A 14,453-nucleotide genomic window follows, 5' to 3' on the forward strand; every position below is an offset into this window, starting at 1 on the left:
AAATGGCGGAAATCCAAGAGTTGTAAATGATAAGGCTAAGTGACTTAGTTAACAATCAGCTATAGAGTAAAGTTCTACTGATGAAATGTTGCTTTATAAGTGTTGGACTTTGTTAGTTGTAGGACAAAAACATGTTTAACATTCCATGCATTATTTATGCATTTTGTTATAATGACAACTGTTAATAACAACCTTTTTTTAACATGAAGGACTGTTCTTAAAACAGCAAATATTTAGGTTATTTAGGGGGATTTAGGTATGTGGATTTCTCGTTTTACTCAGTGGTGCGAATGTAAAATGTGCTCAATAAAGCCAGTGCGGGAATTATATAGTTATGCATATAAAAAGGTGGTTATGGAGGAAATTGACTTAGCAGAATTAAATAAAGCTGATAATGTTTTGTTTATAGGTGGCGGAGCTATACCATATTCAGCCATGTATATATCAGAGTATTGCTCTAAAGTGACTGTGCTAGACTGTGATAAATGTTGTGCAACTAAAGCTCAGCAACTAATTAAAAGCTTGGATTTAAAAAATATTGATGTTAAATATATAAATGGTAAACATTTTGACTTTAGTTCTTATAGTATAATTTTTGTACCTCTTCAGGCGGAGCCGAAAGGTGAAATTCTGAAATCAATAGCGGAAACTGCTCCTAAAGATGCAAAGATATTAATAAGGTCACCAAAGCCTAGCTCTAAATGTTATACAACTTTAGATAATGCTCCTATAAAATTAAAAAAGTTTAGAAGTTTAAATCAACTAACTTTTGATAAAACTTTTTTATGTAGTGTAAAGGATATTACTTTATGAAAAAAATTGCTAAAATTTTCGGATGGTTAGTTATTGTTATACTATTTGCTTATGGAATAACTAATTTAGAGAGGGAGGCATTTAGTCAAGCTTTTAATATGCCTTGGCATACAGTACTTTGTCTAATTATTTTGCAAGGAATTTCTTTTTCACTTGTTACACTACAATATAAATGGCTTATATCAAACTGTAGTTATAAGATTTCTTATTTTAATATGTTTAGTATAAATTTAGCAGGAAAATTTATGGAGTCTATAACCCCTTCGATTAAAGCAGGGGGAGAAAGTGTAAAAATCTTGCTCTTAAAGAAAGAGTTAAAAATTGAATATCCCCAAATCTTTGCGATCTCGGTAGCTCAAAAGACTTGTAGTATTATTATATACTTGTTATTAGTTGCCGGCGCTTTTATTTATGTTGATTTTACCTTTGAGTTATCTTTAAATGGTCCTATCATTTTTTTTGTCATATTATTAACCGCATTAGTGGTATTTAAGTTTTTATTAAACAAATATTATGCAATTGTTGTAAGTAAAATTTTTCTAGTTATAAGTCATTTAAAAAAATTTGATGTAAAGTTGATAGTTGCTGTATTGGTAAGCAATTTAGTTGTTTGGGGATTGTACCCTTTGAAATTTTTGCTGATAGCTAATTTTTTTGGGTTTTCTTTAGATATTTGGCAGATTATGATGGTAGTCTATCTTGCAGATGGAATAGCTATGCTGCCAACTACTCCAGGAAGTGTAGGAACTTTTGAAGGAGGAATGGGGGTTATGCTTTCTGCTCAAGGAGTTGATTTTGGTGCTGCCTTTGCCTCAGCTGTAATATTTAGGTTTTTCACTTTTTGGGCTCTAATGTTATTTTCTGCAGGTTTTATATCGGTAACAAAATTGTTTGGTTACAATAAAAATATATCACTTTAGTTAAACGTGTGTCCCATAGTATCTAAAAGGTTCTTTTAGTGACTCCACTTTAACTTGTACTATTTTATAAAAAAAGCCACTAATGCAGATAGATGCACTAGTGGCTTAAAGCTATTCTATATAAGTTTAAAATAATATTTCTCTTAAACTGTCCCATATACCACTTGCTAAAATGTAAAATAATATTATAGGCAAAATCCATTTAACTAGAAAAGCCCAATATTTTCCCATAGAAAAAGTATTTCCTTCTTCTTCTATGTGCTTAAGAGCGTTTTCAGGCTTCCAAACCCAACCAACAAAAGTAACTGTTAATAGACCTACAAGAGGTAGTATATACACCGCAGTAAGACTATCCGCAAAATCTAAGAAGGTATTTCCTAGGATAGTAAAGCTAGACCAAACACCTTCACCTAAAGCTGATGGTATTCCCAAAATAAAGATTGCAATTCCAGCTAAGATAGACGCTTTTTTTCGGCTCCATTTTAGCTCATCTATAAAATAGGAAACAGTAACTTCTAAAAGTGAAATAGCAGATGTTACAGCTGCTATAGAAAATAGAACAAAAAATAAAGTTCCAAAGAAATTTCCAAAAGGCATTTCTCCAAACACAGCTGGTAAAGTTATAAAGATAAGCCCAGGGCCAGAATCAGGGTCTAAACCAAAAGCAAATACTGCAGGGATAATAATGATTCCAGCTAACACGGCAATGCCTAAGTCAGCTATAGAAATCATAACTGCGCTTTTAGGTAAGTTTTCTTTTTTAGATAAATAAGTACCGTAAGTCATAATAGCTCCCATACCTAAACTTAAGGTAAAGAAAACTTGACCTAGAGCACTTAGTACCGTTCCAATGGTGATTTGAGAAAAGTCAGGAGTTAAAAACCATGCCAAGCCTTCCATTGCTCCATCAAGGGTTATTGATCTTATAGCTAATGCAACTAGCAGAAAAAATAGTATTGGCATCAGTGTTTTACTTACTTTTTCAATCCCATTTTTGATGCCGCCGATGACAACTGAAACCGTTATAGTCATAAAGATAAAGTGCCATGCAATTGCCCAAAAGGGGTTAGTTACTAAATCTGTAAAAACATTGGCTATAGCATCATTATCAAGACCAGCAAAGCTACCTGTAAGAAACTTAAAAATATATGCCAGACCCCATCCAGCAATTACCGAATAAAAACTAAGAATTATAAAGCCGGCGATAGTTCCGAGAATGCCAGTTATTCTAAATTTAGTTCCTGGTATAATTTCTGAAAAGGCACCTACTATACTTCTTTGACCTTTTCGTCCCACAGATAATTCTGCAATCATTATCGGAACTCCTATTGCTAGTATGATAAGCAAATAAAGCATAACAAATGCTCCGCCACCACTTTGCCCAACTACTGTGGGGAAACGCCAAATGTTACCTAAACCAATAGCAGAACCTGCTGCCGCCATAATAAAACCTAAATTAGAACCAAATTGATCTCTTTTGTTAGACATTTAAATCACCTCTGCTTTTTTTTAGGTACTAATTTATTTGCTTTGTATTCACCTCCATAACTTTGTAAATATAAAACAAGATAGTATAATATAAAACTTCGATAAACAAGCAAATTTTCCTGCAGAATTTAGAAAAATTCAAAAAGTTATTATTTTCACATAAATGCGTGAAAGATTTCACTTTCGACAAAAAATAAACTGCACTTGTAAAAGTGCAATTTATTTTTTGAAGTTTAAAATTTGAAATAAAGGTTTAATTTCTTTAATAGTTATTGTTCCAGTAAATAACAATGAAATGCCAAAAAGAACTGAAGTGATAATTAAATTGAAAATCAGGCACTTTAATTCAAACGTATGAGTCTGTAAAAATACCTGTGAAGCTTTGTATGAAAACAGAGCACAAATTGATGGTTTAATAAACCAGTTTAGAATATCGAATTTAAAATAAAAAATTTTTTTTATGGTAAGATAATCTAAAAAAAATGCAAAAGTGTTAACTAATGTAAATGTCCAAACAGCTCCTATAATTCCCAGTTTGCTTACGAGAATTGAGAGTAGGGTTAAATTTAAAGTGGTAAAAATAACAAGATTTCTTAAGGCAAGAGAGGGTCGACCTAATCCATGAAGTACAGAAGTAAAAATATGATGGGGGTATAAAAAAATGCAGGATATAGCTAAAATACTTAGATAAGAACCAACTTGTTTATATCCAAAGATTATGTAAGGAATCTGTTCATTATATAAGCTAAGAATCAACGCTACTGAGAAACCTAGTAGAATAGTAAATTTACAAGCGATTTGTATTCTAAATTGAGCTATTTTTTCTTGTTTTTGGGCTATAGCTTCAGAGATTCCTGGAATTAGGCTAACTGCTATAGGAAAACTAAAGACGGTGGGGAAAAAAATGAGGGGTAATGCCATACCGCTAAAATAACCTAAGGCTTCAACTGCCAACTCTTGTGAGTAACCGGCAACTCTGAGGGCTCTAGGAATAATAAGATTGCCTAATGAATGATTAGTTGTGGCTACTAAGCTACCTAGTCCTATGGGAATAGCTAGCACAAACAGGTTTTTAAGTAATTGCTGAGCTGCTTTTTCCTCATGATATGACACTTTTTTTGGTTTTTTAGATGCAAAGAAATAAAAAATCGCCAACACTAAAAAACCGAAAATTTCGGCTATCCCCATACCTAACACAGTACCTGAGGCGGCAGCTACAGTCCCCCTTTTTAATAGAGGGATTATAATCAAAGGTATTGAGATGAGTCTAAATATCTGTTCAGTAATTTGAGAGACAGAAGAAGGAACCATGTTTTTCTGTCCTTGAAAATAGCCTTGAAAAACTTGAGAAAGTGCTACAAAAAAAATAGAAATGCTAATAAATCTTAGCGGTAAAGTCAGCCTTGGATCATCGTATAGAAGTAAAGCAATTTTAGGGGCAAAAATTAGTACAAATAAAGATATAGAGAAGGATGTAATGGTAACTATAAGCATAGTTAAACGGAAATTTTTATGGGTGTTTTTATAGTCGCCGCGGGCGATAAACTCAGATGTTGTTTTTGATAAACTTTGATTCATACCTATGGTAGCTAACGTTAGACCCACTAGGTAGACGGTAAAAGTCATTTGATAAAGCCCCAGTCCTTGTGGTCCTATTGTTCTAGACAAGACTGTTTGATAAATCATACCCAAAAACCTAGCAACTAAAGAAGCGCACATTAACAAGAAGGTCTGTCTTAATAGTGATTTTTTCAATTTTATCCTCTCCCTAGATAAAAGATATTTAAGAAAGAATAAATATATTCTTTTTGAAGGATAAAAACAAGAAATGTTGAATTTCTAAGTAATAGATATTAGGGAGTGATAGCATTGTTACAGGTATTTGATTATTATGATAATAGCTTGGGTATGGTTGTAGGAGAATATGAAGGAGCTTTGTTAGTTGCATTGGGAAATCACAACTTAGACAAATATGGAGAAGACTTTGTTAATTTTACTGAAATGGAACATAGATGTGCTAGAAAACTACATGGTATTCAGAGCGAGAACAAAATAAACAAAAGAAAACTGTCCAAATCTCTTCAGTTATGGTGGGAGAAAAAATATTCACACCCTTTTAAGTATCATAAAGGTGTAATTTTGTTTAACTTGTATAAAAGGGATTGGACGGGGTTTAATGTTGTAAATGGTGTTAAAGCATCTCACTATATTTTGTTATCCTATAAATGGTTAGCCCCTCAGATAAAAACTGAATTGGATAAAAGTAAGTTATTTTTAGATGATTTGGGGTTCCCTGGAATTTGTTGTACAGTGGATAATCACCCCAAAGTATCTTTTGGTGAGAAAGGATCGTGGATAAATAAAAAAAGAGATGGGCAGGTTAAAACCGTGCTATCTCTTAAGTCTGGTGATGTACAGTTTAGCAAAAAGTATCCTTTTTTAATTAATACCCAAAAAGGTGACAAGGCTTTAGTTGGTATAAGCACTGATTATCCTATAGAACTATTTTGTGGGGGGACTTATTTTGAATTTAACGGCTAGCTTGCTATATCCTTTGTTAAATCTGACTTATCACTAATATTTACTAGCCTGTATGAAGCCCAGTTGCCGTGTTTGTAGTATAGCCAGTTTATCAATGCCCGAGTCCATTCATCAAGAATGACAGCAGCCCATAAACCGTAGATACCTAAATTAAAAATAATTCCTAAAGTAAAGCCCAAACCGACACAAATAAAAGCTGTGCCGATTAATGTAACCCACATTACCCATTTAGTGTTTCCAGCTCCTCGAAAAGTACCATTTAAAGACATATTGATTGCTTTGGCAGGCTGAGCTAATGCTATCATATAAAGAATGGTAGTGCCGGTTGCAATAGTATTTTCATTTGAAGTAAAGATCTTTAATAAATAAGGGCCAAATAAAATAAACACAGAACTTGCTGCTACCATAAAGATTATGGATATCTTTACAGAAAAATTAGTAATTTCTTTTGCTTTTATAAAATCGTTATTACCGACTGTTTGTCCTACTAATATAGAAGTAGCCATACTTAGCCCAAAAATTGGAACAAAAGATATTGCTTCTATCTTACTAGAGTATGAAGCTGCTGCTTGCACACTGGAGCCTAGTGACATGATTATTAGGTTAAGCAGAAACATACTACCTCTATAGAAGATCTGCTCGAAACCAGCAGGCGTACCAACATAGGCTATTTCCTTTAATAGATGAAAATTTGACTTAAAGATTTTTTTGAGTTTTAAGGAAAGTAGAAAATCCTTTTGGCTAATGATGATAATCAAAAATAGCAGTCCAATACTTCGAGAAATGCCGCTTGCTAAAGCAGGACCTTGAATATGTAAATTTTCACCAACCTTATATAGGAAAATATAATTTAGAGCGGTGTTTGATAAGTTAACAAAAACCATAGCAAGCATCGGTCTTTTTGTGTCTCCAGTACTTTTGATTACACCGCTTAATAGCATCATTACACCTTGGATTGGTAAAAATACTACTATAATTTTCATATATATATTAGCTTGTTGGATGATTTCCTGGTTTTCTACAGGCATAAAATTTAGTAGTTTAGGCCCGAATAATGTTAGTAAAAAAGTAATAACAATGCTAGTTGTTATCATGAAAAACAAGGATTGGTGTACAATTTCACTAGCTTTTTTGGGGTTTTTGGCTCCAATATATTGAGCTATTAAAATATTGCTCCCAGTAACTAATACCATTAAAACGAGAGTAATTAACCCTAAAAGGGAGTTGGCTGTATTAACACCATTGAACGCAATTTCTCCTAGCTTTCTGCTAATCATTATTGTATCTACCCAACCTATTAATAACTGTAGTGAAGTTTCAACGATTATTGGCCAAGCATAACTTATTATCATTAAAGCTGATTCTTTTTTTAGCCCAAGTTTTGGCAGCATAAACTTATTCCTTTCTGATTCAATAATAAAATATATTATCACTGTGATTGTATTTGAGCAATACTATAATTAAATAAAAAGTAAAAAAATATTATTATAATAGATTAACTTTTGATCATAAGTGAAATAATAATATAGAAACCCCATCTTTTATGGAGGTGTAAATATGTCAAAATTTGAATGTTTAGATTGTGGGCATAAGCATAAAGGAGAGCAAAGGCCAAGAAAATGTCCTCAGTGCAACTGCAAAACTTTTGATAGGTGCAAGTAATATTTTGGGATGTCCTACAGGGCATCCCTTATTATACAAAGAAGGGGATAAAACAACATGTATGATGTAGCTATAATAGGCGGGGGTCCAGCAGGACTTTCAGCAGCTTTAAATTGCAGAATAAGAAATAAAAGTGTTATTCTTTTTGCTCAAGATCCTAAAACTACTGATTTACATAAAGCGGCTCATATGGATAACTATTTGGGATTCCCTAATTCTAATGGAGCATATTTATTAGATAAGTTTTGTCAGCATGTAAATAATTATGATGTTGAGATCAAACAAGAAAAAATTATAGAGATATTTCAAATGGAGCCAGGATTTACTTTAGCTGCTAAAGACGATGTTTATAATTGTAAATCATTGATTCTAGCTACTGGAATTCCAAAGTTTAAAGCAATAAAAGGAGAAGAAAAATATTTGGGTAAGGGTGTAGGGTATTGTGCTACCTGTGATGGGCCGCTATATAAAAACAAAAAAGTTGCGATTGTATCAAAAATAGCAGAGGGTGAGAAAGAAGCAAATTTTTTAGCGGAACTAGCAGATATTGTTTATTATATACCCTTATATAAAAGTAAATTAAGCTTAGCGAAAAATGTTAAAGTATTATATCAAAAACCTAAAGAGGTAAAAGGAAAGCTTAAAGCAGAAGAATTAGTACTAGAAAAAGATGTTTTACATGTGGACGGGGTATTCTTTCTTAGAGAATCGATTCAACCTTCTCAGCTTATAGCAGGGTTAGAGTTTAACAATAAAGCTATAAAAGTAGGTAAAAATATGGCTACCAATATCGAGGGCGTATTTGCAGCTGGTGATTGTACAGGCAAACCATTACAAGTCGCTAAAGCCGTAGGAGAGGGGCAGATAGCAGGTCTATCAGCTGTTTCCTACATTGATGGTCTAAAAACAATCTAAAGTAAAAAACCAGGTGCTAAAGCACCTGGTTTTGCTTATGAGGAGTTGTTTATCTTCTTTTTAACATTTTTCCGACCATAAGCGCAGCTAATGGGACCGCCATGAGCATCCACTTTTTATTGTTAGTTTTTTTTCTACGAAATAGCATCATAGGAATATCCCTCCTCATAATTATAGTGTTTATAAAAAAAGGGATTTATATTCTATAGCTACCTTGTCAAATAATGGTATAGAAGATTATAAGTAGCCATGAGTCCATCAACATGAGTTCTTTCATAACTATGAGAATTATCAACGCCAGGACCAATTAAAGCTACTCGTATATTATTACCCGCTGCTAAAGCGGCACTAGCATCTGAACCGTAGAAAGGAAAAATATCTACTTTATAAGGAATCTTTTTCTCAAGGCAAATTTTTACTAGAGATTTGCGCATATCTAGATCATAAGGTCCTGATGAATCTTTTGCACATATTGATACACAATTCTCACTTCCTTGCTGTCCATCACCAACTACTCCCATGTCGACGGCAACCAGTTCATGGGTATTTTGAGGAATAAAACTAGAGCCATGCCCCACTTCTTCATAGTTACTGATGAAAAAGTTAATAGTATTAACGGGAGTTATATTTTGTTTTTTTAAAGTTTTAATTGTCTGCAAGATTATTGCTACCCCTGCTTTGTCATCTAAATGACGGGATTTTATATAACCGGATTTAGTTTTAAAAACTCTTGCATCAAAGGAAACAAAATCTCCAACAGCTATGCCTAATTTTTCTGCATCTTCTTTAGTATTTATATTTTCATCTACTCTGATTTCAATGCTATTTTTATCTCTGGTTTGTTTAGCTGTATCCCCACCATGTACATGGACCGATCCCTTAGTTAGCACAAAACTACCAGTGTAGTCGCCTTTACAACTATGTATTGTACAATTTTCAGTTTCTATACTGTTAAAGTCAAATCCTCCAATTAAGCTGATTGCTAACCTGCCATTTCCCTTGATTTCTTTTACCATAGCTCCTAGGGTATCAATGTGGGCAGAAACAGTTATCGCAGATTCTTTTTCACCGGGTATAGTAGCGATAAGTCCTCCTTTTTCATTTGCATAAACTTCAACACCCAGGTCCTTAATTTCCTTCTTTATTTTCCGTTGGATATTAGCAGTATTTCCAGTAACTGATGGCGTATTACATAGTTCAGTTAGTTTTTCAACTATATAATTTTTTTCAAAGTCCATTTGATTTCCCCCTTTAGTGATTTTTCTTAATAATATCATAATATCTACTATTTATGAACTAAAATATGGTATGATATCTTTAAAAAGAGATTAAGGATGGTGTTTATGTATACCTATAGAGGTAATATCCATGTACACTCCAAGCTTTCTGATGGAACAAGAAGTGTAGAGGATATAGCACAGATAGCAAAAAAGGCGGGACTTGATTTTGTCTGCATAACTGACCATAACTGCTTTGCATTTGAAAAAACTGGTTACTACGATGGACTCCTGTTAATAATGGGTAGTGAGCTAAATAAGAAAAAACATCATTATTTAGCTTTAGGAATTTCCAATGAAATTAAAACAAATTGTGATAATCCACAAGTAGTTATAAATGAAGTTAAAGCTCAGGAGGGTATAGGTATAATTGCTCACCCTTGCGAAAAAGGCTCAAATGTAATGTTTAATGGTGCTAGTTTTCCGTGGACTAATTGGGATGTGTATGGGTATGATGGAATTGAGGTATGGAACTTTTGCTCACAGTGGAAAGACCAAACAAAAAATAAAAGAGAAGCTTTAAAAAATTTAATTTTCTCTCCATATAAACCCATAACAGGCCCATGTAAAGAAAGCATGGCTATATTTGACAAAGTTAGTCAAAATAGAAAAGTGTTTGCAATAGCGGGGACTGACATACATAGTCCCCAAATTGGTCCATGGGAGATTTTATCCTATAAACAGTTATTCAATGCACTCAATAATTATGTACTCACTGATAAGAGGTTACCTAAAGATGCCCTAGAAGCTGAAACAGTAATTTTAGATAGTTTAAGAAAGGGTCAGAGTTATTTTGCATTTGAAGTTAAGCATTTAGCAAAGGGGTTTAACTTTTGGATTTCAGATAATAAAGATACATTTGGTATCGGAAGCGATCTATGTTTTAAAAAGAACTTAAAGGCAGTTATTAGATTACCTAGGAACTTAATAGCGGAGATTTATTTAAAAAAAGATGGAAAGACCATTTACAAAGCAAAAGAATCTAAAGCGGAAGTTAAAGTTAATGAAAGGGGGATTTATAGAGTGGAGGTTTGGGAAGGATCAAGCCCATGGATATTTTCTAATAATATTTATGTTAACTGACTTTGGATAAAAAAGCCACATGTATATGCTTTAGCAAAAAAAGAGGGCTGCTATAAACAGCCCGAGTATTATGCTAACTATAAAAATCGCTAGGATAAGTGTTTAATTTAGTTTTTGCACTCCGTCTTTTATGACTATACGTAGAACTGTTAATGTTTCTAAACTTTTTCGTATGGTTTATGGGAATGTCTAACTCGTGGCTAAATTCTGTGCTACTGTAGCTATCATGCCCCAAGTCTTTTGTTGAACAAAACCTACTTCTGTAATTATCTTTTTTTGGCAAGACAAGGCCTCCTTTTTGGTTGGCTACTATTACTTTGTGCTAATTTTTGTGAAATTATACACTAAAAAAACAAGGTATATCGGTTAATTGTTCAGGAGAAACTAATTAAGGAGAAGTTAAACTGGAGGTATTTAATAATGCCTGAAGCATTAAATGTTTTCTTAAGAGCAGCTTTACTTTACTCCATAGTGCTATTGATGATGAGGCTTATGGGAAAAAGAGAGATAGGCCAACTCTCTCTTTTTGACTTAGTTGTTGCTATTATGATTGCTGAGCTTGCTGCGATACCAATGGAAGATACAACTGTTCCTTTACACATTGGTATTATACCTATAGCAACGTTAGTAGGGGCTGAAATGTTATTGTCTTACATTACGCTAAAGAGTGAAAAATTAAGAAAAGCAATCGAAGGTACTCCAAGTATCATTGTAGAAGAGGGTAAGATATTAGGAAAAGAAATAGAGCGTTTGCGTTACAGTGTTACAGATTTGGTTTCGCAACTAAGGGAAAAGGATATTAGTAATATTTCTGATGTTCAGTATGCAATACTTGAAAATAACGGTGAACTAAGTGTGATTTTAAAGCCTGAAAAGCGACCTCTTACTCCTGGTGATGTTGGAATTAACCCTCCTGCTGGTGGCCTGCCACTACCTTTGATTTTAGATGGGCAGATTCAAAGCGAGAATTTAAAGAGAGCCAACAAAGATATTAAGTGGTTGGAGAACATAGTTAAAAAGGAAGGATATAAAATCGAAGAAGTTATTTATGCTCATGTCGATGCTCAAGAAAACACTTATGTCTGTAGAAAGGATATTGAAAGGGAAGTTCCATAAAAAAAGCCACCTAAAAAGGTGGCTTAATGTATATGCAGTATAGGTTTGATGGTGCGCCTACCAGGATTTGAACCTGGGCTCCCGGTTCCGGAGACCGGTGCTCTATCCCCTGAGCTATAGGCGCTGATTGTCAACTTATAGTATACCATAAAGTCATAAAAAAGCAAGGTAGTTACTTTACTAACAGCCTTGCTCCAACAATCATAAGAATAGTCCCTATAACCCTAGTGGCTCCTATGGGAATTCGTTCTAAGGTAAAAATGCCAAAATGGTCTAATATCACAGCGGTAACAAGTTGTGCAATTAATATAACTGATATTCCTAGGGCTGCTCCAGTTCTTGCTATAGTAAATGCCACAGCAACAATTATTACTACGCCCAAAATGCCGCCTAAAAAGAAGTAATGAGGGTGGGTTTTAGCTAAAGTAAATTTAGGCATTGTTCCGAAAAAAATAACTGCAATTATACTAGCTGCTAAACCAATAGCATGAACGACTAAAGACATTTCAATAACGCCGATTTTTTTTCCTAAAGCTGAATTAACTGTCCCTTGAAATGTCATGGCAGCACCGCTTATAGCTGCAACAAGCAATGGTAAAATAGTTTTAATCAAGTTTAAGCACTCCTTGTTGTTATTTTTAATGAGGGTACTTTTGTAGTATTATCATTACATAACAAAAATATAAATGGAGGTTATAAAATGGAGAGCAAAGTTGAAACTATAGTTAAATGGAACGGTGATACCAAGTTTGAAGGACAGAATAGTCAAGGGAATACTATAGATATGAATCCTAATCAGCAGGATGGTTTAAGGCCAACTCAATTGGTTTTGATGGCAATTGGCGGTTGTACAGGAATAGATGTGGTGCAAATGTTAGAAAAAATGAAACAACCACTTAAAGGGTTGTCAATAAAAGTAGATGGGGTTAGAAGGGAGGAACACCCAAAAACTTATGAAATAATCACAATAAAATATTCTTTTGAAGGGGAATTAGATGAAAAAAAAGTACATAGAGCTGTGGAGCTATCGCAACAAAAGTACTGTGGCGTCTCTAATATGTTTGTTCCTACAGCAAAGATAGAGTATATATTGGAAATAATTAAATAAGAGGGTATAATTTTAAATAGATATTAAAAAATAAAAGGTATTGACTGGTAATTAACAACCATATATAATGTAAGTATACAAACCATGTATAGATTATAGAGAAGGTGATGGGATGAAGATTTCTGCAAAAGGAGATTATGCTTGTAAGGCGGTTTTAGAACTAGCTCTAAAATACTCCCAAGGTAAACCGGTGCAAATCGGAGAAATTGCAAAGAATCAAAAAATACCATTAAAGTATTTGGAGCAAATTTTAGTTGTTTTAAAAAAAGGTGGACTGGCCAAAAGTAAAAGAGGAGCAGAGGGAGGGTATCTGCTAGCAAAAGAACCTCAAAATATAACTGTGGCAGATGTTATAACTCTAACCGATGGACCATTTGTAACGACTCCCTGCTCAGATGACAAGTGTGAAACTTATGATGATTGTTGTTTTTTACCTATATGGAGCAGATTGGAAAAAGAAATACACAAGGTATTATCTGAAACAGACTTTGCACAATTATGCGATAATGCTAATAAAAGGCGACAGCTAATGTATTATATATAAGCAATGAAAGGTAATCTAATTATGTAAGGAGATGGTTTAAATGATATATAATAATATTAATGAGTTAATTGGCAAGACTCCTCTAGTAGAGGTTCTAGATCCTAGCTTTCATGGGCGGTTAATTTTAAAATTAGAATTTTTTAATCCAGGAGGCAGTGTAAAGGATAGGATTGCACTGGCAATGTTTGAAAAAGCTGAACAAGAAGGGACGATCACTCCCGGTGAAACTACTATTATTGAAGCAACCTCTGGCAATACAGGAATAGGGTTGGCGATGGTAGCAGCATCTAAAGGATATGAACTTATTCTGACTATGCCTGATACTATGAGTATTGAAAGAAGAAAACTATTAAAGTCCTTTGGTGCAAATCTAGAACTTACAGAAGGTAAAAAAGGAATGGCTGGAGCAATTGATAGGGCAAAAGAATTAGCTGAGGCAAACAGTAAGTCATTTATCCCTAGTCAGTTTTTTAATGATGCAAACCCTGAGATTCATAAAGAAACAACTGCTATAGAAATTTTAAAAGACACAAATGAAAATGTGGACTATTTTGTAGCCGGTGTGGGTACAGGCGGAACTATAACAGGAGTGGGGCAAGTATTAAAAGAAAAAATAAAAAACATAAAAATAATAGCTGTTGAACCAGAAGATTCTCCTATATTATCTGGAGGAAAACCAGGACCCCATAAAATTCAAGGTATAGGCGCAGGATTCGTTCCAGAAATCCTTAGAAAAGAAGTAATTGATGACATAGCGACCGTTGGGCATGAGGAATCCTATGATGCTAGTCGATGGTTGGCAAAAAAACATGGTGTTTTAACTGGGATATCTTCAGGTGCAGTTTTAAATGTTGCTATAAAAATAGCAAGGGATGTCAACAATAAAGATAAAACGATAGTTGCTATAATGCCTGATAACGGTGAGAGATATTTGTCTACTCCCTTATATGAAGAAGTTTAAATAAAAATAAATGAAAATTTAAAGG

The 14,453-nt window shown here is 33.7% G+C and carries 16 protein-coding genes and 1 tRNA gene; 10 read left to right on the plus strand and 7 right to left on the minus strand.

Going from position 1 to position 14,453, the window contains the following annotated elements; translation table 11 throughout:
• Positions 1-258: 258 nt before the first annotated feature.
• The gene (locus PRVXT_RS06325) at positions 259-813 is read left to right on the plus strand and encodes a hypothetical protein (RefSeq protein WP_350344816.1); all 555 of its coding nucleotides are present in this window, start codon (positions 259-261) and stop codon (positions 811-813) included.
• On the plus strand, positions 810-1,733 hold the full coding sequence (locus PRVXT_RS06330) for a lysylphosphatidylglycerol synthase transmembrane domain-containing protein (protein ID WP_350344817.1): 924 nt from the start codon (positions 810-812) through the stop codon (positions 1,731-1,733). The genes PRVXT_RS06325 and PRVXT_RS06330 overlap by 4 nt, the downstream gene beginning before the upstream one ends.
• A 126-nt stretch (positions 1,734-1,859) precedes the next feature.
• Here PRVXT_RS06330 and PRVXT_RS06335 read toward each other — a convergent pair whose 3' ends face one another.
• Both PRVXT_RS06335 and PRVXT_RS06340 read right to left on the minus strand, forming a co-directional pair.
• Positions 1,860-3,221, minus strand: coding sequence for a sodium-dependent transporter (locus PRVXT_RS06335; protein ID WP_350344818.1), 1,362 nt, complete (start codon positions 3,219-3,221; stop codon positions 1,860-1,862).
• A gap of 219 nt (positions 3,222-3,440) precedes the next feature.
• Complete coding sequence (locus tag PRVXT_RS06340) at positions 3,441-4,976, minus strand: putative polysaccharide biosynthesis protein (protein ID WP_350344819.1); 1,536 nt, start codon at positions 4,974-4,976, stop codon at positions 3,441-3,443.
• Between the two features lie 114 nt (positions 4,977-5,090).
• Between PRVXT_RS06340 and PRVXT_RS06345 the strand changes: the two genes are divergently transcribed.
• Complete coding sequence (locus PRVXT_RS06345) at positions 5,091-5,762, plus strand: hypothetical protein (protein ID WP_350344820.1); 672 nt, start codon at positions 5,091-5,093, stop codon at positions 5,760-5,762.
• Here the strand turns inward: PRVXT_RS06345 and PRVXT_RS06350 are convergent.
• Complete coding sequence (locus PRVXT_RS06350) at positions 5,759-7,153, minus strand: MATE family efflux transporter (RefSeq protein WP_350344821.1); 1,395 nt, start codon at positions 7,151-7,153, stop codon at positions 5,759-5,761. The two genes, PRVXT_RS06345 and PRVXT_RS06350, sit on opposite strands and share 4 nt — an antisense overlap.
• 166 nt (positions 7,154-7,319) lie before the next feature.
• Here PRVXT_RS06350 and PRVXT_RS06355 point away from each other — a divergent pair, with 166 nt between their 5' ends.
• Together PRVXT_RS06355 and PRVXT_RS06360 are read left to right on the plus strand one after the other, a co-directional pair.
• Positions 7,320-7,424, plus strand: coding sequence for a rubredoxin-like domain-containing protein (locus tag PRVXT_RS06355; protein ID WP_350344822.1), 105 nt, complete (start codon positions 7,320-7,322; stop codon positions 7,422-7,424).
• Between the two features lie 57 nt (positions 7,425-7,481).
• Positions 7,482-8,339: an NAD(P)/FAD-dependent oxidoreductase gene (locus tag PRVXT_RS06360; RefSeq protein ID WP_350344823.1), complete on the plus strand. Its 858-nt coding sequence runs from the start codon at positions 7,482-7,484 to the stop codon at positions 8,337-8,339.
• 209 nt (positions 8,340-8,548) lie between these two features.
• Here PRVXT_RS06360 and PRVXT_RS06365 read toward each other — a convergent pair whose 3' ends face one another.
• Positions 8,549-9,577 carry a M42 family metallopeptidase gene (locus PRVXT_RS06365; protein ID WP_350344824.1) on the minus strand — a complete coding sequence of 343 codons (1,029 nt, stop codon included), beginning with the start codon at positions 9,575-9,577 and terminating at the stop codon, positions 8,549-8,551.
• Positions 9,578-9,682: 105 nt separating this feature from the next.
• Between PRVXT_RS06365 and PRVXT_RS06370 the strand changes: the two genes are divergently transcribed.
• Positions 9,683-10,699 carry a PHP domain-containing protein gene (locus tag PRVXT_RS06370; RefSeq protein ID WP_350344825.1) on the plus strand — a complete coding sequence of 339 codons (1,017 nt, stop codon included), beginning with the start codon at positions 9,683-9,685 and terminating at the stop codon, positions 10,697-10,699.
• Positions 10,700-10,772: 73 nt separating this feature from the next.
• On the opposite strand, the gene PRVXT_RS06375 is transcribed toward PRVXT_RS06370, so the two are convergent.
• Positions 10,773-10,982, minus strand: coding sequence for a hypothetical protein (locus tag PRVXT_RS06375; protein WP_350344826.1), 210 nt, complete (start codon positions 10,980-10,982; stop codon positions 10,773-10,775).
• Positions 10,983-11,119: 137 nt separating this feature from the next.
• On the opposite strand from PRVXT_RS06375, the gene PRVXT_RS06380 reads away from it, so the two are divergent.
• Positions 11,120-11,815 carry a DUF421 domain-containing protein gene (locus PRVXT_RS06380; RefSeq protein ID WP_350344827.1) on the plus strand — a complete coding sequence of 232 codons (696 nt, stop codon included), beginning with the start codon at positions 11,120-11,122 and terminating at the stop codon, positions 11,813-11,815.
• Positions 11,816-11,864: 49 nt separating this feature from the next.
• On the opposite strand, the gene PRVXT_RS06385 is transcribed toward PRVXT_RS06380, so the two are convergent.
• Together PRVXT_RS06385 and PRVXT_RS06390 are read right to left on the minus strand one after the other, a co-directional pair.
• Positions 11,865-11,939, minus strand: a tRNA-Arg gene (locus PRVXT_RS06385).
• A 48-nt stretch (positions 11,940-11,987) separates the two neighbouring features.
• The gene (locus PRVXT_RS06390) at positions 11,988-12,428 is read right to left on the minus strand and encodes a DMT family transporter (protein ID WP_350344828.1); all 441 of its coding nucleotides are present in this window, start codon (positions 12,426-12,428) and stop codon (positions 11,988-11,990) included.
• Positions 12,429-12,515: 87 nt separating this feature from the next.
• Between PRVXT_RS06390 and PRVXT_RS06395 the strand changes: the two genes are divergently transcribed.
• The 3 genes from PRVXT_RS06395 to cysK all read left to right on the plus strand — a co-directional run bounded on the left by PRVXT_RS06395 (position 12,516) and on the right by cysK (position 14,428).
• Positions 12,516-12,923, plus strand: coding sequence for an OsmC family protein (locus PRVXT_RS06395; RefSeq protein ID WP_350344829.1), 408 nt, complete (start codon positions 12,516-12,518; stop codon positions 12,921-12,923).
• A 112-nt stretch (positions 12,924-13,035) separates the two neighbouring features.
• A complete protein-coding gene (locus tag PRVXT_RS06400; protein ID WP_350344830.1) occupies positions 13,036-13,467 on the plus strand; it encodes an RrF2 family transcriptional regulator in 432 nt (143 codons plus the stop codon).
• Between the two features lie 40 nt (positions 13,468-13,507).
• Positions 13,508-14,428 carry a cysteine synthase A gene (gene cysK / locus PRVXT_RS06405; protein WP_350344831.1) on the plus strand — a complete coding sequence of 307 codons (921 nt, stop codon included), beginning with the start codon at positions 13,508-13,510 and terminating at the stop codon, positions 14,426-14,428.
• Positions 14,429-14,453 lie beyond the last annotated feature (25 nt).

Origin of the sequence: Proteinivorax tanatarense (assembly GCF_040267685.1) — a bacterium.
Classification (GTDB): domain Bacteria; phylum Bacillota; class Proteinivoracia; order Proteinivoracales; family Proteinivoracaceae; genus Proteinivorax; species Proteinivorax tanatarense.